Raw genomic sequence first — 20,924 nt, forward strand, 5'->3', positions numbered from 1 at the left:
TATGTACGTTGTTATTATTCACTGCGCGGCAAATATATAGAAAAAACTTTCAAAATTGCGAATAGTCAATAAAATAATACTGTATTTTTAAAACAAAACTTACGCATGTTAAGAATCGCTACATTGCTGCTATTATTTCATCTTTTTGCTATAAAGCTTCATGCATCATTCCTGCCCGAATTAGCCCTCCGTTCTGAACATCCCCGGCTGCTTTTGCTAAAAGGCGCCGAGAAAGATATTCATAAGGCCGTCGCCCACAATAGTAATCTTAAAAAAGTACATGAAGCGATCATCGCCGAAAGCGATAAGTTTCTAAACACTCCGGTTTTAAAAAGAGAAATGACCGGACGAAGGCTGCTGGGAATTTCCAGGGAATGCCTGCGGCGGGTTTTCTATCTTGCGTATGCTTATCGTATGACCGGGAAGCCGTCTTACGCGGATCGCGCTGAGGAGGAAATGCTGGCTGTCAGCGGCTTCAGCGATTGGAATCCCTCTCATTTTTTGGATGTTGCAGAAATGACGATGGGAGTGGCCATCGGTTATGACTGGCTATTTGATTACTTGCCTCAAAGTTCAAAAGCGGTAATCAAAGAGGCGATAATAGAAAAAGGGATCAAGCCTTCTTTTGAAGGCAAAGGCACCTGGTGGATCAACGGCACCAACAATTGGAACCAGGTATGCCATGCCGGTATTTCTTTTGGTGCCATCGCAATTGATGAAGGCCAGCCGCAACAAACCGGCAAAATCCTCGAACGCGCGATTGCAGGGTTGCCGCATGTGATGAAGGGTTATAATCCGGATGGCGCTTATCCCGAGGGGTATAATTACTGGGGCTATGGCACTATGTTTAACGTACTGTTTATCGATGCTTACGAGAAATTTAAAAACAAAAATTTTGATTTTTCGGACGTGGCTGGCTTTATGAAAACTCCTTATTATATGCTTCATATGGAGGGTAGTTCGCACAATAGCTTTAATTATTCAGATGCGGGAAATGGCGTGGATATTCAGCCTGCTATGTTTTGGTTTGCGAAAAAAATGAAAGATCCTTCTCTCATCTGGAATGAAATGAATTTTATCGAAACCCATGATTTAGCACAGCTTGCGGTAGAGCGTACGCTGCCGGCTTTACTAATTTGGGCAAAAGATTTCAATACCGAGAAGGAGCGTGCGCCATCCGGTCTCACCTGGGCGGGGGGTGGCCCCAACCCGGTTTTTCTAATGAGAAGTTCATGGACCAACCCCGGGGCTGTTTACATGGGGTTAAAATGCGGCTCGCCCTCAGTCAGCCATGGACACATGGACGTAGGGTCTTTTGTATTAGATATGAATGGCGAAAGATGGGCTGAAGACCTGGGTATGCAAAACTATAATTCGCTTGAAACAAAAGGCGTCGACCTTTGGAATATGAACCAGAATTCGCAGCGCTGGACGGTTTTCAGGTATAACAATTTTGCACATAATACACTGACGATAAACGGCCAGCTTCAACACGCAAAAGGCAAAGCAGTTTTGAAGGCGTATGCGTCAGACAAGCAATTTATGAACGCGCAAACCGACCTTTCCGATCTTTATAAAGAGCAACTGGTGGGCGCTTCGAGAGGGATAGCCATTGTTAACGGCAGCTACGCACTGGTGAGAGACGAAGTGAGCGCCGGCGCTAAAGCTGCTGAGCTGCGTTGGACGCTGGTGACCAGGGCGGATGTATCGATAATCGCGCCCGACAGGATCCTGCTCAAAAAAGGTGGGAAGCAGGTGGTGGTGCAAATCAAATCGGATCAGAAAATTGTTATCAAAAGTTGGCCTGCAATTTCCAAGAACGACTATGACGCAGCTAATCCCGGCGTTACTTTGATTGGTTTTGAAACTGAAATAGCCGCCGGCAAAAGCGCCGCCTTCGACGTTTTCTTTTATAGTGATAAAAATAAACCGGCAATTGATTTTAATGTTGCTCCATTAAAGACCTGGCCGAAAGATTAACATTTTCTATCCCGGGTGCAAGTAGGTCATATTCATTATCTTTAGCGCCCAAAAAATAAAGCATGTTACAAATTACCAAGCCCATTGCATTTATAGATCTGGAAACGACAGGGGTAAACCTCGGTAAAGACAGGATCGTAGAAATAGCAATAGTGAAGTTGCTGCCTGATGGTTCGAGAACAGTGAAAAGAAAACTGATCAATCCGGAAATGCCCATTCCCAAAACCTCCAGCGATGTGCATGGCATCACAGATGACATGGTGAAGGATGCGCCTACTTTTGCGCAGGCAGCGCAGGAGTTGAGGCAGGTTTTGGCCGATTGTGATCTTTCCGGATATAACTCTAACCGCTTCGATATTCCTTTGCTTATAGAAGAATTTTTGCGCGCCGGCGTGGAGCTCGAAATGAAAGGCCGCCGGCTTTTAGATGTGCAGAATATTTTTCACAAAATGGAACAGCGCACTTTAGCCGCCGCCTATAAATTTTACTGTGGCAAAACCCTTGAGGGCGCTCATTCTGCCGAAGCAGATGCGACTGCAACGCTTGAAGTTTTGCTGGGCCAGTTGGAACGTTATCCCGAATTGGGCAATACCATCGATTCTATCAACAAATTTTTAGGTGATGAGGTAATCGTGGATTTTGCTCGCCGCTTTATTATGTGCGACGGTGTGGAAGTCTTTAATTTCGGAAAGTATAAAGGCGAGTCGGTGGCGGCAGTGCTTACCCGGGAACCCCAGTATTACGATTGGATGATGCGTGGTGATTTTCCCCAGCAGACTAAACAAAAACTTACAGAAATATTTACCAGGACCAAATTGAAAGGGTTGAAAGTTTAACCATCAATTTTATAATTTGCGAAGCTGATAAGATTCGGCGACGCAGCCTGATGTCCAACCGTTGATTTAATTAAAAAAGTTCTTGGATAAGTTAGTTATTATACCCACCTACAATGAGCAGGAAAATATTGAAAGTATCCTGAAAGCAATATTTGAACTGGATGGGGATTTTCATGTATTAATTGTGGATGATGGATCGCCCGACGGCACCGCAGATATTGTGCGGGCGCTGCAGGGTGTGCACGCGGGCCGGCTTTTCCTCGAAGAACGGAAAGGAAAGCTGGGCCTGGGCACAGCATATATACATGGTTTTAAATGGGCGTTGTCTAAGGGGTATGCGTTTATTTTTGAAATGGACGCAGATTTTTCTCACAATCCCAAAGACCTCATCAGGTTGTATGAGGCCTGCGCCAATGGCGCCGATGTGGCCATCGGAAGCCGCTACGTAAAAGGCGGCGGCGTGATCAATTGGCCTGCCGATCGCATCGCGCTTTCCAAAGGGGGGTCATTATATACGCGCCTGATTACCTGGATGCCGATTAAAGACCCGACCGCAGGGTTTATGTGTTATACCGCCCGCGTCCTTGAAAGTATCAATTTTGAAAGTATTACGTTTGTCGGCTATGCGTTTCAGATAGAAATGAAATTTGCCGCCTGGAAACTGGGCTTTAAAATTAAAGAGGTTCCTATTATTTTCCAGGATCGAACTAAGGGGCAATCAAAAATGAACAAGGGCATTGTGAAGGAAGGAATATTGGGGGTGCTCAACCTTCGGTGGCAAAGCCTGTTTAAACAATATAGAAAGCGAGTGCGAACCAAAGCTACCGGCGAGTAACAGGGGATCGCATCGCTACACCGCCCGGTTTACCATTTTTATTATTGACGATTTTTTTAAAGATATGTACTCCCGATCCGAAGCTTCAAATATCAGGAAAGCGTTTTGGACCACGTTGGGTCAATACCTGAAGCCAGTCAAAAACGCGGCAGGCGAAACGATCAATTGGGTCAACTACAAAACGGGAGTGCGACATATCTATTTTCGCATGGACGCAGGTAAAAGAGATGCGTCGGTTGCCATTGAAATTAAACATCCGTCCGCCGATGAGCGTGCGACCGTATTTGATCAATTTGTTTCCGTTAAGAAAATCTTCGAAGGCGCTGCCGGGCCCGATTGGGATTGGCAGCCGGTTTTCTACGACGAAGACGGAAGCGCGGGCAGCAGGATTTTTAGCCAACTTGAAGGTGTGTCTGTTTTTAATAAAGAAAACTGGCCGCAGATTATTTCATTTTTGAAGGAGCGTATCATTCACCTCGATCAATTTTGGGCTTCCGTTAAATTTCAGTTTGAACCATAGCGTCATTGGTTTTTAATCTGTCATTTCATTATCTTTAAATATCAGCGGTTGTAATAAGGAAGCGCTGTGCGCCGTATCGTTTCATTTCACTTCGTAATACAAACCCGGTAAATTTTTTTAATGAAAAACAGTTTCTTTTTTTTGATGCTATTTATGATGAAGATTGCTAATGCGCAGCAAAGTATCCCTTTGTATGATGTTGTACCCAATAATAAAATATCCGCGAGTGCAGAAACAAGCGAAACCGGCGCCGATGGCGTGACCCGCATAAGCAAGGTTTCGGTGCCCGAAATGTTTATGTACCAACCCGAGCATCCGAATGGAACAGCAGTGCTGATTTGTCCCGGAGGTGGTTATCGCATCCTGGCTATTTCTCACGAAGGCCATGATGTGGCTAAAGCATTGACGCAATGGGGGATTACCGCTTTTGTTTTGAAATACAGGCTTCCTGACGATGAAACGATGTTGAATAAATCGATCGGTCCACTGCAAGATGCAGAACGAGCCATGCAATTGATCCGCGAGCATGCCGGGGAATGGCATATTAATTCAAAACGAGTTGGCGTGATGGGTTTTTCAGCGGGTGGCCATCTGGCGGCATCCTTATCCACTAAGTATAATCAACAGCTTATCGAAAATCCGAAGCGTACCTCATTTCGGCCCGACTTTTCAGTACTGGTGTATCCCGTCATTAGCTTTGCCGACAGCATCACCCACATGGGTAGCCGCGACAATCTTATTGGCAAGAAGCCATCGGTTGAGAAAATAAAAAGTTATTCAAACGAACTGCTTGTTAATAAAAAAACACCGCCCGCATTTCTTGTACACGCAAGGGATGATGGCGGCGTGCCGGTAGCGAACAGTATGGTGTATTACAATGCATTATTAAAACATCATGTTCCGGCGGCTATTCGCTACTTCGACAAAGGCGGGCACGGTTTCGGCATGCATAATAAAAAGGAAGCGGGCGAGTGGATGGACGATTTAAAACAATGGCTGACCGATAGGAAATTATTATAGGATTAAAACTTTAATTTATGAAAATTGCTTTTCACGGCGCGGCGCAAACCGTTACCGGCTCCAAACATTTGATTACGTTAAAAACAGGAAAAAAAATATTGCTCGACTGTGGCATGTTTCAGGGAATGGGCGATGAAACCGATTTGCTCAATCGCGATTTGGGTTTCGATGCGGGAGAAGTTGATGTGATGGTACTGTCGCACGCGCATATAGATCATTCCGGCCTGATTCCAAAATTGGGCGCCGAAGGCTTTAACGGAAAAATATTTGCTACGCCGGCAACAAAAGACCTTTGTGGTATTTTACTGATGGACAGCGCAGAAATTCAGGAAAGTGATGCGCGGTTCATGGAAAAAAAACGGCCGGGGGGTCTGCCGGAGCTCATGAAACCTTTATACACTATCGAGGATGCGAAAAGAAGCCTGTCTCTTTTTGCGCCGCAGGAGTATGGAACATGGTTTCCCATTTTGGAGGGAGTGGAGTGTATGTTTACCGATGCAGGCCATATCATTGGCAGCGCTTGTGTACATCTGAAAATAAAGGAAGATGGCAAAGAGCGCCGCGTGACGTTTAGCGGGGATCTCGGCCGCTACCGCGATATTATTTTGCGGTCTCCGGAGGTTTTTCCGCAGGCAGATTATATCATTATGGAATCTACTTACGGCAACAGCCTGCATGATAATATAACCGGCACGCAAGAGCAGCTTAAAGAATGGATTGAGCGTGTTTGTGTGGAGCGCAAGGGGAAACTGATCCTGCCGGCATTTAGTGTGGGGCGCACGCAGGAAATTCTTTATTTTCTAAATCAATTAGATCTGGAAAACCGGCTGCCCAAAATTCCTATTTATGTAGATAGCCCGCTGAGTATTGAAGCTACCGATATGGTGAAGCGTTTTCCTCAGTATTTCAACAAGCGGATTCAGAACGTGATGAAAAATGATGATGATCCGTTTATGTTTCCGGGGCTCACTTATATCAAGGATGTAAAAGATTCAAAGGCGCTCAACTTCCGGAACGGGCCAATGGTAATCATTTCGGCCAGCGGTATGGGAGACGCCGGCCGCGTTAAACACCATATCAGTAACAATATCGAAAACTCCCGCAATGCTATCGTAATGACCGGTTATTGCGAGCCCAGCTCTTTAGGTGCACGGCTGCTGTCCGGTATGAAGGAAGTGGGAATTTTTGGTACAGAACACCAGGTGAATGCTGAAATCGGGCAAATAAGAAGTATGAGTGCGCACGGCGATTATGAAGACATGAGCCAGTGGCTGGCCTGCCAAAACCCGCGGGAGGTAAGGCAGTTGTTTTTGGTGCATGGCGAGCCCGATGTTCAATTCGAATTTAAAAATCGATTGATGAAAAAAGGCTTTCTGGATATTGCTGTGCCAACGCGGCATTTTGAAATAGGGCTGGATTGATTATGAATATCGTCTTTAAAGCCGATATTTTTAATTATCGGTTTTTGAGCCGATAATATTTTTACAAGGTTTGTAAATAGCGAAAAGTCATTTTATAAGCGAGTCCTGTAATGATAGCAATTGAAATGCTTAATAGGGTACCTATGATCACATATTCTGTTAGCTTCCTATCCTTAGACCTTGAGAGATCACTGAAGCGCAATATCGATTTGGCGGCAATTAGAAAACCTATGGCCGACCATTGATTAAGCACTACGAACAAAAATATCAATAACCGCTCTATCATTCCAATATATTTCCCTGCCTGCTGCAGCGAGTCTTCTGGACTATCTTCTTTTAATTTCCAGAAGTTCATTATCAGTCTCATCAATACTGCTGCCACATAAGTTACAAAAACAACGCTGCATGCTGCTAATAAAAATTCATTTGTAATAGCGATACCTTGAAATTGAGGTTGGGTATATAACACTGCGACCACTGTTATAACCACCATGTGCAGAAGCTGGTCTATGACAAATAAATAAGACCCTTTAAAACGTACCTGGCCATACAATTTCCCTATATCGATGAGATAGTGAGTAATACAAATTGCCAGAATGCCTACCCAGTATTTCAGAGCAAATTGTAGAATAATAAATAATAACAGAGCGTGTATAGCTATATGAAGATATAAATATTTCGATGCCGCCTTTTTTTCATTCTTATGTTTGACCCATTTTGTTGGTTGAAACGCAAAATCCCCGATAAGGTGCGCTAATAATAATTGAAGAAATAATGTTATCATAGTTGAGCAACCTTTTCCTGGTAATATTGATTAAGCTTTTTGATTTCATCAAAGCCGCCGCGCTTTAACGCTTCGCTTATACTGCTTTGTGTTTTCTTTAGCAATAGAGCGATTTCACGTTGGGTTTTTTCGGGTTTTTCAATGCAGGTTAAAATAATTGAGGCCACCGTCCGGCTCCAATTGTTTGCAGTCAGCAAGGCTAAACTAATCATCAGGTTTAAGGTTTCGTCCAATTCCGCGTTTCCTGTGGCTAAGAGTAGCGTCTGTCTTTTTAAAATGTCAAAACTTTCTCCCGATCGAATAAAGGCATTGCCTGTCGACTGGGTTATTTTTTTAGTTTTTTTTTCAATATTGCCAATGCCTATCGCCATACGCACATCAAGGTTTGCTATTTGCTTAATGCTACTTTTAATGTGGATTGCAGCAAGAAAGGCGTTCTCAGGATTTACTTTTAGCTGAAAACTATCCCCCCTGTACATTTCCCAGTCTTTAGGGTCTTTTCCATACTTATTTAATATGTTTTTTAAAAGCGGCTGCCATTTCGCAGGCTTCTCTTTTCTGGAATTTATAATATCTCCCGTTATAATTGCAATCATAAAATATCTCTTCGTACAAATATCGTTTATAAAGCCGATATTGCGAAATATCGGTTAAGGAGCCGATATTAAAATAACTTTAAGATCAAGAACTGTTGGAATTTGCAGGTTTCAAAAATCTCGATTTTCTTCTATGAGAAACGTAACGCTATTTCCTAAAAATAAAAAAAAAGCTACCTTTCCGTAAATTTTATCTATGAGACTGCTGCCGTTCTTTTTTGCTTCGCTGGTTACCATTCTGCTGCTTTTCCTGCTCAACCGCCCGATAGGTAGCAAAGTGCCAATGCCATTAGGTAGTTTTCTTAGTCCGCAAACCGGTTTTTGGCAAAACGCAGAGGATACCGCTTTTGATTATAGCCTGGATGTGATTCATGCGAACCTCAAGGGTAATGCACATGTTTATTTTGATGAGCGGCTGGTGCCGCATGTTTTTGCCGAAGACGATGAAGATCTTTATTTTATTCAGGGTTATCTGCATGCCCGTTTCCGGCTGTTTCAAATGGACTTACAAACTAAAGCTGCAGAGGGCCGGGCCAGCGAAATTGCCGGGCCGGCAGCCATTAGCTATGATAAAGAGCAACGGCGCCTGGGAATGAAATTCGCCGCTGAGAATACCTTGAAGGAAGTTCAGAAAGACAGAAACGCGCTGGCGCGATACACCGCTTACACCGCCGGCGTTAATGCTTATATAAATACGCTGACGGAAAGCACACTGCCGCTCGAGTATAAAATTCTCAACTTCAAACCCGAGGAATGGTCAAATCTTAGAACCATGTTGCTGCTAAAAATGATGGCCAAAATGCTTTCTTCGGGAACGGAGCATGATTTGGAATATACACGTCTGAGGGCCATCTTATCATCTCAACAAATGAATCTGCTTTATCCTGAAGTGCCCGATTCTTTAGTGCCAATTGTTCCAAAGGGCACGCTATTTCCGGAACCGAAACGACAATTTAAATTTCCCGACCAGGTCGATTCCGTTTATTTTAACAATCAGCAAACCGTTCAGGCAAGCGCCCAATATCCGGAAGACAATGATAATGGCAGCAATAATTGGGTAGTCGCCGGCAGCAGGACGGCCAGCGGAGCTCCCATTCTTTGCAATGACCCCCATCTCGAATTATCGCTTCCTTCTATCTGGTATGAAATGCAATTGAGTACGCCCACTTCCAATAGTTATGGCGCCACGTTGCCGGGTAGCCCTTTTGTGATCATTGGTTTTAATGACCATATTGCCTGGGGCGTCACCAATTCACAACGCGACGTCAAAGATTATTACACGATCCGGTTTAAAGATCAAAGCAGAAGAGAGTATTGGTTTGACGACGCCTGGAAGCCTGCTCAGCTACGGTTGGAAACTATTAAAGTAAAGGGTGGTCCAACAGTCATCGACACCGTTGCATACACGGTTTTCGGCCCTGTTTTATATGATGAAACTTACCCGGATACGGTCGCTCAACAGGCGGCGTTAGCAGTAAAATGGACAGCCCATCACACGGGAGACGACGGCAGTGCTTTTTACAACCTCAACCGTGCGACCGATTATGCTTCTTACGTTGAAGCGATAAAAACTTTTGAATGCCCGGGGCAAAATTTTGTATTTGCTTCGAAAGGCGGTGATATTGCGATCTGGCAACAAGGAAAATTTCCGGACAGGTGGCAGGGGCAGGGCCAGTATATCATGCCCGGAAAAGATAGCGCTTATTTATGGCAGGGTTTTATTCCGCAAGATGAAAATCCCCATGCGCTAAATCCTGCACAAGGTTATTTGCAAAGCGCCAACCAGCGCCCTGTTGATGGTTCTTATCCCTATTTCATTCCGGGAACCTATATCACACCGCGTGGTACAGCTATTGATCACTTTTTAAACGGCATGAACAGTGTGACCGTTGATCAGATGATGCAACTTCAAAATAATTATTATAATATTCTTGCCAAAGAGCTGCTTCCCGCCATGATCGCAAATACGAATGTTGCAACGTTGACGCCAGCGGCAAGAAAATATTTTGATATGCTTCAACAATGGGATTTTGATGCAGGCCCATTGTCTGTCGGGCAAACGATTTACCAGTTCTGGCTCGATAGCCTGCAAAAGAATGTATGGGTGGATGAATTACGAAAGGCCGGTTCGCAGGTGCCTATTCCCGAACAGCAAACCTTGATGGAGCTGATTAAAATTGACACCACTTTGTTAGGTTTTGTGGATGATGTGAACACGCCACATTACGAAACGCTCGGCGAGCAACTGTCCAAATCTTTAAACGGCGCAGGCGTGCATCTTGCGGCTTTGGAAAAAGAAGGCAAATTGGAGTGGGCTAAATTTAAAGAGCCGACTATTTATCATTTACTCAAAAACAACCTGCCGTCTTTTGCGGTGAAAAATTTGCCGGTCGGCGGCGCAGGAACAGTAATCAATGCTATCAAAAAAAGCCATGGGCCGAGTTGGCGCATGGTCGTTCAGTTGTCAGCCGTTACTGATGCTTATGGAATTTATCCGGGCGGCCAGAGCGGAAATCCCGGGAGCAGGTTTTATGATAACGCCATTGATAATTGGGTAAAAGGCAAATACTATCAGCTCTGGATGATGAAACCCGAGGAAGCCAGCGATAAACGTATCAAATGGCGGATGAGTTTTTTAACCGGTAAAAAAGTATAATCCCCGTTCTCTTGCGGAAGAAGATGATTGCAAAAAATAAAAATAGATAATTATGAAGTTTTTCATATCGCTTATAGTTACCGGTATTTTCTCTTTTATTGCCGGCCGGTATTTTCCCTGGTGGAGTTTGGCGATCGTCGCTTTTTTGGTTTCTCTACTGATTGCGCAGCGTCCGTTGACCTCGTTTATCTCGGGCTTTTTGGCGCTTTTTTTAGTTTGGTTAATCCTCGCCTTATTGATCAACGCCGAAAATGGTAGCATTCTGGCTAACCGGGTAGGAGGCATGTTGGGCATCGGCCAGCAGCCCGTTATGCTTGCTGTACTTTCCGCTTTTATTGGTGGCCTCGTCGCCGGGTTTGCTGCTTTAAGCGCTTCTTTTCTCAGAAAAACTTCCTGATGAAGGGATGATCCCTGCAAATTGTTCGTTACCTTTGCGCCCTGAAATTTGGTGCAGCCTGCAACTGCCCAATTATTTTTAATTCCTGGTGTAGCATCAGGTCAAATTTCAAAGCATGGCATTACATAACCGCGTTTCTCGTAAAGAATTGAAAGAGCGTATTTTACAGGATGATACGCCGCGCACCACCATTTCCTTTTATAATTATTTCAAAATCGAATCACCGTTGGAATTTAGAAATCATCTCTATAAAGCCTTCGCTGATATGGGTGTGCTGGGGCGGATTTATGTCGCGCATGAAGGCATCAATGCGCAAATCAGTGTTCCTACAGAAAATTTTCAGGCCTTTAAAGCATTTCTTTACAAAGCTGATCCCGCTTTAGATAATTTAAGATTAAATATAGCCGTGGATGATGACGGTAAATCGTTTTATGTACTGGATATCAAGGTGCGTGAAAAAATTGTAGCTGACGGCATTGATGACCCGGGTTTTGATATGGCGAACAAAGGAAAATATGCCGACGCAGCAACCTTCAACCGTTTGGCGGAAGATCCGGAAACGATTATCATCGACATGCGTAACCACTATGAATTTGAAGTGGGCCATTTTGAAAATGCGATCGAAATTCCCAGCGACACATTTCGTGAGCAATTGCCGATGGCTGCAGCCATGATGGAGAGCCATAAGGATAAAAATATCATTATGTATTGCACTGGCGGGATTCGTTGCGAAAAGGCTTCTGCTTACATGAAATACCAGGGCTTTAAAAATGTTTTTCATTTGGAAGGCGGCATTATCAATTATGTGAACAAGGTGAAAGAAGACGGGTTAGCGAACAAATTCCACGGAAAGAACTTCGTTTTCGATCAAAGGTTGGGCGAACGGATCACCGACGAAATTATCTCCAAATGTCACCAATGTGGGAAGCCTGCGGATACGCATGTAAACTGCGTAAATGATGCCTGCCATCTGCTTTTTATTCAGTGTGAAGATTGTGCGCAAGCTTTTGAAGGATGTTGCAGCACGGAATGCCGCGATTTTATTCATTTGCCCGAGGATCAGCAAAAGGCACTGCGAAGCGGCATTGATCTAGGCAGAAACGTATTTAATAAGTCAAAAGCGCGCCTTGGAAATTTGAAAAATTATTCGGATGAAAAATAATTTCGCATTTCCTGTTGCGTTTGGAATGAAGTTTGCGTTTAACAATTTATTATATATCCCAAACCCCAACAAACTATGAAAAGGATTTCTAAAATGCTGTTGCTTTTAACCGTCATCAGCGCCCCTGTAGCATTATTTGTGATTGATAATCAAAAGATAGTGAAAGATAGCTCAGATATTGTTTTACCTAAGCCAGATCCGAACAAAAACGTTACCTACTCAAGTTATACAACGGCCGAATAAAAATCAGCCGTTTTTTTTATTCCCTTCTTCCTTCAGAAGTTTTATTTCTTTTTGAAGTTCGTTTAAAAGCTGCTGTATATGATGGATTTTGCTTTGGCCCGCTAAAGCTTCTTGTGGGTTGCTGTTCTCGTCGTCCTGCTCATCCTGAAGATCTTCCACATCTTCCTGAATTTCTTCCACGTCTTCCTGGATTTCCTCCACATCTTCCTGGATCTCTTCTACGTCTTCCTGCATTTCCTCTACGTCTTCCTGGATTTCTTCAATATCCTCCTGGATTTCTTCCATATCTTCCTGGATTTCCTCGATATCCTCGCTGTTTTTATTGACGGACATTTGAATGAAAATGGCCAGATAAATTGCTTCCAGTGAAACAATCGTCGTTAACACGAGCAGCATCTTATCAAAACTCAAAATATGTAGCGGTGGCAGCGCAAAAGCCGTAATAAAAAGCAAGGTGTGCACGACAATCGAAGCTGTAGATCCAATCCAACGTGTTGCCGTATTTGCTATTTTCTCGAGTCTTGACTCGTTGCGCTCTATCGGCGTTTTGTTTTCTTTGCTTGTCATAATTTGATTGGACGAACCCCGGGTCAATCGTCACGTTTCTAAATCAATCAATAAATCAGTTTACTGCTCCCAAAGCTGTATGCCGCCGTCTATACCGTCAATATTGGTAACGAGCTCAATATTATCATCAAGCGGGAAATCGAGTTTGCGCGCAAGGCCGCCGCCGATATACAAACGGTCGTAGTTAAACACCGTTTTCATAATCGAAATAACGCGTTGCATCCTTTTGTTCCACTTTTTCTTTCCGATGTCGTTATAAGTGGCTTCGCCAATATATTTGTCATAATCCTCGCCTTTGTGAACCGGATGATGAGCCACCTCAAGATGTGGCAAAACTTTACCATCCAAATAAAAAGCCGTGCCGAAGCCCGTGCCGAGGGTAATCATCATTTCAAAACCTTTACCACTTACGCAGCCCAGGCCCAGCATGTCCGCATCGTTGATCACGCGGGTGGGTTTACCCAGCGTCATCATGAGCTCTTCCGCAAGGTTCACGCCTGCCCAAGCTGAAGTGCCCAGGTTGGGCGCCGTGTGCACAATGCCATCTCTCACATAGCCCGGGAAGCCGGTGGATATGCGGCTATATTTAAAATCTTTAACCAGTTCTTTGATAGCAGCCAATACCTTTTCCGGAGTGGCCGGTTGAGGAGTAGGCGTTTTTACATAGTCCTGTAATATTTTACCGGTTTTGCTCAGGGTGCAGGCTTTAATTTTAGAGCCGCCAATGTCGATTGAAAGGGTGGTGGTGGTTGCCATTTGCTTGATTTTCTAAACTCAAAAAGTTTGTAATATAATAAAGATTATTCAGTACCTAATTTTCGAAAAAGCCGAGCGTTCCGCCCGTCCATGTTTTGTTTTTATTGTAACGTACGCCGATCATTTTACCCTTGCTTATCCGAACCAGGTTGTTGACCGGACGGGGCCGTTTTGCTCCTTTGGGCCAAAAATAAAAAATTCGAATTTCCGCCTTTGCCGGTTCGTCGGGCGTTTTAATTACAGCCGCGTAAGTAACTTTTTTCTGCAGGATCCAGTTTTCCGGATCTTTTATTTTTTCCAGATCAGCCGGAGCAACATCTATCACTACGCCCTGGCCTGCAAAAGAAAACAAAGGCTTTAATACATAATCTTCCAGGTTTTTGGGAACCTCTTCCAGCTCGTTTAAAAAGTAGGTTTCGGGAACATGAGGATCTTTGATAAAAGGCAAGGTGTATTTGCTGATGCGATAGAACCAGTTGGGATGCGGCGCCCATTCTACATCAAGATCCGTGAAAAGTATGGCCGCTTTTTCCTGCACCCAACTTTCCTGCTGTAGCAATTCATCAAAAATAACACGGTTATAGATCCGTTTGATCCTTATTTCTTTACCCTCATTCTTATAAAATAACTGCCTGTTCTTATGAATCAATTCGGTGACACATACGGGCTTGATGCCCACGTATTCCTGCGTACAGTAAAAGTCCACATTCGTCTTTTGCTGATGGGGAAACAGTTCTAAAAGCACCACGTTTGCCGGGTCGTGGGGCCCCAAAATCTGGTCTTTTAATAATTGCAAATAAGATTGTTTATCCAACCCGTCCAAATAACTGGTATAGTTGTCTGGTTTATGAAAATGCTTTTGATAGGTGTCGTCCAGCAAAACCTGATAGGCAAAAAGCGTAGGGAAAGCCTGCATTTCGATCAGTTGAGGCTCCAGCTCGCCATCCGCATTTTGACAAACACCAAAGTCGAAAGTCAGAAAGTCGGGATAATCGTCTTCATTTTTTACTTCCAGGTTTTTGGGGATGGCATTTTGTGTCATGCTTTTAAAATCCGGTCGCAAAACGACATCGATAATACTTTCGCAGGCGTTGATCATTTTCTGGTGAAAATATTTTGGAACAAAAACAGGCGTTTCGGCCGGCCGGAATTGTAGCGGCGAATGATGCGCCTCGTTAAGGTCGTTTACAAACGCCTCATATTGCGCATCTTTAAAATGCGCATTGAAAAAATGCCTAAGTTCCTTTACCATTTTGAAAATTAAATTGTTGTTATGCAAAGCATATACGGAATAATTGTCTTCGTTTTAACGCACAGGAAATAATATATGGACAAGATAGTAAATATGTTTATTGTACAAAACGGGGATCGCAGATTTTTTTAAATGAAGTGGATTTTTTTAACAGCTGTATTAATAAATTCATTCGTTCACAAAACATTACCTTGCATCTATGAGGCATTTAAGGGCATTGGGAAAATATTTCTGGAAGTATAAAATTAGGCTGGGAGCTGGTATCCTTTTCGTTGTTTTATCAAATTATTTTAACGTGCTGTCGCCTCAGTTGATGCGCTACATTATCAATTATGTCGATCATTCGCTGGCGCTGACAGGCACTGCTTTCGTTTCCGAGAATGGCTACGATGTGCTGGTGCGCAAAGTGATCCATTGGATAGGGCCCGACAGGCGGGTTTCACAGGTGGTTATCATTGCCAGTGTGGTAATTCTGCTGCTTGCTTTGTTGCGCAGTTTTTTCATGTTCCTCATGCGGCAAACGATTATTGTCATGAGCCGCCATATCGAGTATGATCAAAAAAATGAAGTATATGCCAAATACCAAAGCCTCGACAGCCTGTTTTTTAAACGCAGTAAGGTTGGCGACCTGATGAACCGCATTGCGGAGGATGTAAGTCGCGTGCGTATTTTCACAGGGCCTGCCATCATGTATATTGTAAACCTCGTGTCGGTAATTGCACTCAGCGTTTTCTTTATGCTGCAAAGCAATAAAGAGCTAACCTTATATGTCTTGCTGCCATTGCCTATTCTGGCGATCATCATCTATTTTGTCAACAGTACCATTCATAAAAAAAGCGAAAAAATTCAGGAGGCTTTGTCCGACCTGACCACCAATGCACAGGAATCTTATTCGGGCATACGGGTGATCAAATCCTTCGTTCAGGAAAAAGCCATGCTTGAGTTTTTTAAGGATAATACAGAAAAATACCGGAAGAGCGCGGTGAGCCTTGCTAAAACAGAAGCCATCTATTTCCCCTCTATTAATTTACTGATTGGTATCAGTACGTTGCTGACCATTATGATCGGAGGATTATATTATATCGATCAGTCGCATGATATCAGCCTCGGAACTATCGTTGAGTTTATTGTGTATGTAAATATGCTCACTTTTCCCGTCAGCGCTATTGGCCTGACAGCGAGCATGGTGCAGCGCGCTGCAGCCTCACAAAAAAGGCTGAACGAATTTTTAGATATTGAACCCGAAGTGAAAGATACGGCGGCGGCCCGTGACCTTCCCTTACAGGGAAATTTAGAATTTAAGAATGTCACTTTTACTTACCCAGACACCGGCATTGTAGCGTTGCAGGATTTTGATCTGCGCATTAAAAAGGGCGAGAAGGTGGCTGTTACAGGCCGCACCGGCAGCGGCAAAACGACGGTAGCACAGCTGCTGCTCCGCATGTATAATGCTGATTCGGGCAGCATATTATTTGACGAAACGCATATTAAGGATATCCAATTGGCGTCGCTGCGCCAGCAAATCAGTTACGTGCCGCAGGATGTGTTTTTGTTCAGCGATACGGTTCGCAACAATATCCGGTTTGGTATTCCCAATGCTGGCGACGCTGCTGTACTGGAAGCGGCTCAGATTGCGGGTGTACATAAAGAAATTGAAGGTTTTTCCGAAGGGTACGACACAATGGTGGGCGAGCGCGGTGTAACCTTAAGCGGTGGACAGAAACAACGCATTTCCATTGCCCGTGCTTTAATCAAAGATCCTGCGCTTATTATTTTTGACGACTGTCTGAGCGCGGTTGATGCAAAGACGGAGCAGGAAATTATGGGCAGGTTAAATGCGTATTTGGAAGATAAAACCGCCCTGATCATGACCCACCGCGTTTTTTCTTTGCTCAGTTTCGACAGAATTATTGTTTTAGATGAAGGCCGGATTGTGGAGCAGGGCACGCATGAAACGCTTATGCAAATTAATAACGGATTTTATGCCCGTTTGTATCGTCAACAACAGGGGCGAAAAGCTGTTAGTGAATAACCGCTAAAGCGATTATCTCCGTAAACGAATAAACCCTATTTTTATCCGATGGTATTTACATTTTCTATTACGCTGATCATTACAGCCATTACTGTTATCGTTTCCTTGTTGGCGTTTAACAGCCACAAACTGATTGATAACCTTATTTTTTATGGCCCTGCCATTTCGCAGCGCAATCAGTACTACCGGTTTATTACCTGCGGTTTGATTCATGCAGATTTTATGCACCTGGCTTTTAATATGCTGGCGTTTTACAGTTTCGGTATCGGGCTCGAAAAAGGTTTGTTTGCTTCGCCTGAAGTATTCGGCGCTGATGCTCCGTTTTATTATTTGATGCTTTATGTGGGCGCGTTGATCATTTCGAGCATTCCGGATTATTTTAAACATAAGGATGATTACAACTTCCGCAGCCTGGGCGCTTCGGGCGCGGTGTCGGCGGTTATATTTGCCTGTATCGTTCTTTATCCGACCATTCCTATCAGCTTTTTCTTTCTGCCGGGCATTCCGGGTTGGATATTTGGCTTAATCTATCTGGGCATTTCAGCCTACCTCGATAAGCAGGGCGGCGGCCGCATTAATCACGGGGCGCACTTGTGGGGCGCCGTTTTCGGCGTTGTGTTTACGATCGTATTCGTTTCTTTAAAAGGAGACATTAATGTTTGGCAAAACTTCATTACCAATATTCGTGGATAAGATTTAACGTAATAAAGCGGGGATATCCGGGCAAATTTTGTATTATTATATCGTCATATAATTCTAAACAAAAATTGATTTGCTATGTCTGAACATCATTTTCCCCGCGGCTTTGACTCCTGGCAAAAAACCCATTTTGAAGTGGTGGAGGCGCTTTGTTATTTAAGAGATTTACAAGAGGAAGAAAATCCTAAAAAATTTTCTGAAATGCTCGATCGCAGCGCTACGGAAGATCTCTACCAAACGGCGATAGAGCTGACAGACAAGTTTGAAACCGAAAATATTAACCGGGAAGGGACCACGCTCTTCGACCTTATAGAGGAGTTTGTTTATAAAGAAACAAAACACGAGTAAAATAAAAAAGCGTGTACGGGTTGGTACACGCTTTTTTTGTGGAGGCGACCGGACTCGAACCGGTGTCCAAACATATCCTCCGAAAGCTTTCTACATGTTTATTTCTTTATTAATTGTCGGCAATGAACAGGAAAAGAACCAACCAATTCAAAGCTTAGCTGCATCGTCTTTTGCTACGTTCACAGCCTTACGTAGCAGCATTCTGCGTTTGTTTGTTTGAGTCGGCGGCGGAGCATGGCAGCAGAACAACCTGCTCAACGCGGCCCTAATGACTATCTAATCACTGATTAGGCAGCCATGGCATACTGTGTATTGCCATTTAAAGTTTGAGTATTCAGATTTACGGGCTAATTACACAACGCCCGACATGCTTACACTTTCAAAGACCTACGCTGTCAATACCAAACGCCCCCGTTTGGATACAGTTTTCTTTTATTTTTTTAAGTTATCAACTGCAAATATAACTCATCTTTCTTGCGTCGCACACTTCAACTGCAAAATATAACCAATCCTACTTAGTTATTCGATTTTATGGATGCTCGATGCTGGATGCTTGATGCTGGATGCTTGATACTGGATGCTTGATACTGGATGCTTGATACTGGATACTTGTCATTAATCCAATGAACCATCAACCATCAACCATGAACCATAAACCATGAACCATGAACGATGAACCATAAACCATAAACCATCAACCCAAAAACTACACATCATTTCCCCCAGCCAAACCAGTCATTTCCATTGGCATATAACATCAAACCCAGCAACAGAATCATGCCGACCATTTGCGCATATTCCAAAAACTTTTCATTGGGCTTGCGGCCGCTTACCATTTCATAAAGCGTGAACATCACATGCCCGCCATCCAGGGCAGGAATCGGCAGAAGATTCATGAACGCCAGAATGATGGAAAGAAACGCCGTGATATTCCAAAACGCTTCCCAACTCCAAAACGTAGGAAATATAGATCCCATTGCTTTAAAGCCGCCAACGCCTTTATAAGCCTCTGTTTTAGGATTTAAAATCAACGCAAACTGATCGATATATGCTTTCAGTTTCTCAACCGATTTTCTAACACCTGCCGGGAACGAGGCAAAGAAACTATACTCCCGTTTCTCGATTTTATAGGCGCCAAGCGCTTCATATTCCTCGTCTGTGAGAAAGGGAATGCCGATTCTGCCATCTGCATCAACATTTGCCTTGATCAGCTGCGCATTGCCATTTCTTAAAACCGAAAGCGTAACAGCCTGGTTTTTCTTGTTTTTTAAAACCGTCGACATTTCGTCGTAAAACTGGATAGGAGTGGAGTCGATCGCCGTGATAAGGTCCATTTTTCGCAGGCCGGCTTTATACCCGCCCAGTGTATCCATTTTATATGCTTTGTTATACTCGCCCACATAGGAAGGCACCCTTTCCATAAACATAAAGGCCTTCTTGCGGCGGCTTTCCACGAGTTTTCCAATCAGGTTTACGGGAACCTGTATTGTCATGTGCTGCCCGGCGCGCTCAATGTCGATGGTTTCGCTGCCGATCAGAATCTTTGCGGCGAGGTCCTCAAAATAAGGAACCGGTTCGCCATTTACCGCCAGAATTTTGTCGCCTGATCTTAATCCGATCTCGCTCATGAGGCTGTCCGTAACCGCTACGCCATTTTGCAGCGAACTCATAGGCGTTTTCTTTTCGCCCCACACAAAAAGAATCATGGCATAAATGATAAACGCCACTAAAATATTCATAATGATGCCGGCCAGCATGATGATCAAACGCTGCCAGGCGGGCTTGCTTCTGAATTCATAAGCTTTCGGCGGTTGTTTCATTTGCTCTTTGTCCATGCTCTCATCAATCATCCCGCTGATTTTTACGTATCCGCCCAGGGGCAACCAACCAACGCCATATTCGGTATCGCCCACTTTCTTTTTAAATAAAGAAAACCAGGGATCAAAAAACAAGTAGAACTTTTCGACGCGGCATCCAAACCATCGTGCGGTAATGTAATGGCCAAATTCGTGTAGTAAAACAAGAATCGAAAGGGCCAAAATAAGTTGCGCTGCCTGCACTCCAACTCCCGACCAGTTAATCGCTAAAATATAAAGCATTAGTACGTTGTAGAATTTTTAAGTCAGCAAAGATACACTGAATGTTCTTACTGATTTGCTAAAAACATGAAAATATAAGCTTGTATGTGTTTTAAAAATAATATATAAGTGCGGCTGATTTTTTTCATTTTTTATTGAATTTTATGTATAAAATAATTTAAGGTATTTGCCAACTATTTTTTGTTTTTTCAAAAACATGGTTATATTTGTTAGCTAAGTAAACTTTATTAAGTAAACAATTACGAAAGTGGAGAACGGAAACAACGACAAAAAAATGGAAGCTATTTACAGTAAACGGCTTCGTGCAGGAAAAAGAAGGACTTATTTTTTTGATGTACGGTCAACCAAAGGCAACGATTACTACCTGACCATTACCGAGAGCCGCAAAAGGTTTGATGACAATGGTTATGACAGACATAAGGTTTTTCTTTACAAAGAAGATTTCAACAAATTTTTGAAGGCTTTGAACGAAGCAGTTGAGTTTGTGAAAACTGATTTGATGCCTGATTTTGATTTTGACGCGTTTAACCACGATGAATACGATGAGGAAAACACGACGATTTCACACGCACCTGCCACGGGTAGCGCTCCTGTAACTCCGCCGCCGCCCGTTGAAGCGCCTGACAATGATGAAAAAATTGTCGAGAATGTTGCGCCGAAAACGGAAGAGTCCGGGCCTGCTCCCGACGCGCACGAGGAGGTTGATAAATGGTAATGAAAT

At 43.6% G+C, this 20,924-nt stretch carries 20 protein-coding genes and 1 other RNA gene; 14 read left to right on the plus strand and 7 right to left on the minus strand.

Going from position 1 to position 20,924, the window contains the following annotated elements; translation table 11 throughout:
- Nucleotides 1-105 precede the first annotated feature (105 nt).
- From ABDK00_RS07270 to ABDK00_RS07295, 6 genes are all read left to right on the plus strand, one after another.
- Nucleotides 106-1,980 carry a heparinase II/III domain-containing protein gene (locus tag ABDK00_RS07270; protein ID WP_346239501.1) on the plus strand — a complete coding sequence of 625 codons (1,875 nt, stop codon included), beginning with the start codon at nt 106-108 and terminating at the stop codon, nt 1,978-1,980.
- Between the two features lie 62 nt (nt 1,981-2,042).
- Nucleotides 2,043-2,816: a 3'-5' exonuclease gene (locus tag ABDK00_RS07275; RefSeq protein WP_346239502.1), complete on the plus strand. Its 774-nt coding sequence runs from the start codon at nt 2,043-2,045 to the stop codon at nt 2,814-2,816.
- An 82-nt stretch (nt 2,817-2,898) separates the two neighbouring features.
- Complete coding sequence (locus ABDK00_RS07280) at nt 2,899-3,651, plus strand: polyprenol monophosphomannose synthase (RefSeq protein ID WP_346239503.1); 753 nt, start codon at nt 2,899-2,901, stop codon at nt 3,649-3,651.
- A gap of 64 nt (nt 3,652-3,715) precedes the next feature.
- Nucleotides 3,716-4,171: a DUF4268 domain-containing protein gene (locus ABDK00_RS07285; protein WP_346239504.1), complete on the plus strand. Its 456-nt coding sequence runs from the start codon at nt 3,716-3,718 to the stop codon at nt 4,169-4,171.
- 153 nt (nt 4,172-4,324) lie between these two features.
- On the plus strand, nt 4,325-5,191 hold the full coding sequence (locus tag ABDK00_RS07290; protein ID WP_346239505.1) for an alpha/beta hydrolase: 867 nt from the start codon (nt 4,325-4,327) through the stop codon (nt 5,189-5,191).
- Nucleotides 5,192-5,208: 17 nt separating this feature from the next.
- Nucleotides 5,209-6,612: an MBL fold metallo-hydrolase gene (locus ABDK00_RS07295; RefSeq protein WP_346239506.1), complete on the plus strand. Its 1,404-nt coding sequence runs from the start codon at nt 5,209-5,211 to the stop codon at nt 6,610-6,612.
- 61 nt (nt 6,613-6,673) lie between these two features.
- Here the strand turns inward: ABDK00_RS07295 and ABDK00_RS07300 are convergent, their stop codons facing one another.
- Nucleotides 6,674-7,396 carry a DUF3307 domain-containing protein gene (locus ABDK00_RS07300; protein ID WP_346239507.1) on the minus strand — a complete coding sequence of 241 codons (723 nt, stop codon included), beginning with the start codon at nt 7,394-7,396 and terminating at the stop codon, nt 6,674-6,676.
- On the minus strand, nt 7,393-7,992 hold the full coding sequence (locus tag ABDK00_RS07305; protein WP_346239508.1) for a SatD family protein: 600 nt from the start codon (nt 7,990-7,992) through the stop codon (nt 7,393-7,395). The genes ABDK00_RS07300 and ABDK00_RS07305 overlap by 4 nt, the downstream gene beginning before the upstream one ends.
- A gap of 196 nt (nt 7,993-8,188) precedes the next feature.
- Between ABDK00_RS07305 and ABDK00_RS07310 the strand changes: the two genes are divergently transcribed.
- From ABDK00_RS07310 to ABDK00_RS07325, 4 genes are all read left to right on the plus strand, one after another.
- A complete protein-coding gene (locus ABDK00_RS07310) occupies nt 8,189-10,648 on the plus strand; it encodes a penicillin acylase family protein (RefSeq protein WP_346239509.1) in 2,460 nt (819 codons plus the stop codon).
- A 52-nt stretch (nt 10,649-10,700) separates the two neighbouring features.
- On the plus strand, nt 10,701-11,045 hold the full coding sequence (locus tag ABDK00_RS07315) for a hypothetical protein (protein ID WP_346239510.1): 345 nt from the start codon (nt 10,701-10,703) through the stop codon (nt 11,043-11,045).
- A gap of 115 nt (nt 11,046-11,160) precedes the next feature.
- A complete protein-coding gene (locus ABDK00_RS07320) occupies nt 11,161-12,207 on the plus strand; it encodes a rhodanese-related sulfurtransferase (protein WP_346239511.1) in 1,047 nt (348 codons plus the stop codon).
- A gap of 75 nt (nt 12,208-12,282) precedes the next feature.
- Complete coding sequence (locus tag ABDK00_RS07325; protein WP_346239512.1) at nt 12,283-12,450, plus strand: hypothetical protein; 168 nt, start codon at nt 12,283-12,285, stop codon at nt 12,448-12,450.
- A 3-nt stretch (nt 12,451-12,453) separates the two neighbouring features.
- Here ABDK00_RS07325 and ABDK00_RS07330 read toward each other — a convergent pair whose 3' ends face one another.
- From ABDK00_RS07330 to ABDK00_RS07340, 3 genes are read right to left on the minus strand one after another with little or no spacing between them, the layout of a single operon-like run.
- Nucleotides 12,454-13,017: a DUF1003 domain-containing protein gene (locus ABDK00_RS07330; protein WP_346239513.1), complete on the minus strand. Its 564-nt coding sequence runs from the start codon at nt 13,015-13,017 to the stop codon at nt 12,454-12,456.
- Nucleotides 13,018-13,077: 60 nt separating this feature from the next.
- Nucleotides 13,078-13,773: an ROK family protein gene (locus tag ABDK00_RS07335; protein ID WP_346239514.1), complete on the minus strand. Its 696-nt coding sequence runs from the start codon at nt 13,771-13,773 to the stop codon at nt 13,078-13,080.
- 55 nt (nt 13,774-13,828) lie between these two features.
- Nucleotides 13,829-15,025, minus strand: coding sequence for a hypothetical protein (locus ABDK00_RS07340; protein WP_346239515.1), 1,197 nt, complete (start codon nt 15,023-15,025; stop codon nt 13,829-13,831).
- A 199-nt stretch (nt 15,026-15,224) separates the two neighbouring features.
- Between ABDK00_RS07340 and ABDK00_RS07345 the strand changes: the two genes are divergently transcribed.
- From ABDK00_RS07345 to ABDK00_RS07355, 3 genes are all read left to right on the plus strand, one after another.
- The gene (locus ABDK00_RS07345) at nt 15,225-17,057 is read left to right on the plus strand and encodes an ABC transporter ATP-binding protein (RefSeq protein WP_346239516.1); all 1,833 of its coding nucleotides are present in this window, start codon (nt 15,225-15,227) and stop codon (nt 17,055-17,057) included.
- A 48-nt stretch (nt 17,058-17,105) separates the two neighbouring features.
- Nucleotides 17,106-17,750 (plus strand): rhomboid family intramembrane serine protease, encoded by a 645-nt coding sequence (locus ABDK00_RS07350; RefSeq protein ID WP_346239517.1) that lies wholly within the window; start codon nt 17,106-17,108, stop codon nt 17,748-17,750.
- Nucleotides 17,751-17,834: 84 nt separating this feature from the next.
- A complete protein-coding gene (locus ABDK00_RS07355; RefSeq protein WP_346239518.1) occupies nt 17,835-18,104 on the plus strand; it encodes a hypothetical protein in 270 nt (89 codons plus the stop codon).
- Between the two features lie 36 nt (nt 18,105-18,140).
- Here ABDK00_RS07355 and ssrA read toward each other — a convergent pair.
- Both ssrA and rseP read right to left on the minus strand, forming a co-directional pair.
- Nucleotides 18,141-18,517, minus strand: a transfer-messenger RNA (tmRNA) gene (gene ssrA / locus ABDK00_RS07360).
- 300 nt (nt 18,518-18,817) lie between these two features.
- Nucleotides 18,818-20,203 carry an RIP metalloprotease RseP gene (gene rseP, locus ABDK00_RS07365; protein ID WP_346239519.1) on the minus strand — a complete coding sequence of 462 codons (1,386 nt, stop codon included), beginning with the start codon at nt 20,201-20,203 and terminating at the stop codon, nt 18,818-18,820.
- Between the two features lie 247 nt (nt 20,204-20,450).
- On the opposite strand from rseP, the gene ABDK00_RS07370 reads away from it, so the two are divergent.
- A complete protein-coding gene (locus ABDK00_RS07370) occupies nt 20,451-20,918 on the plus strand; it encodes a DUF3276 family protein (protein WP_346239520.1) in 468 nt (155 codons plus the stop codon).
- The last annotated feature ends 6 nt before the right edge of the window (nt 20,919-20,924 follow it).

Origin of the sequence: Niabella insulisoli (assembly GCF_039652435.2) — a bacterium.
Lineage (GTDB): Bacteria > Bacteroidota > Bacteroidia > Chitinophagales > Chitinophagaceae > Niabella > Niabella insulamsoli.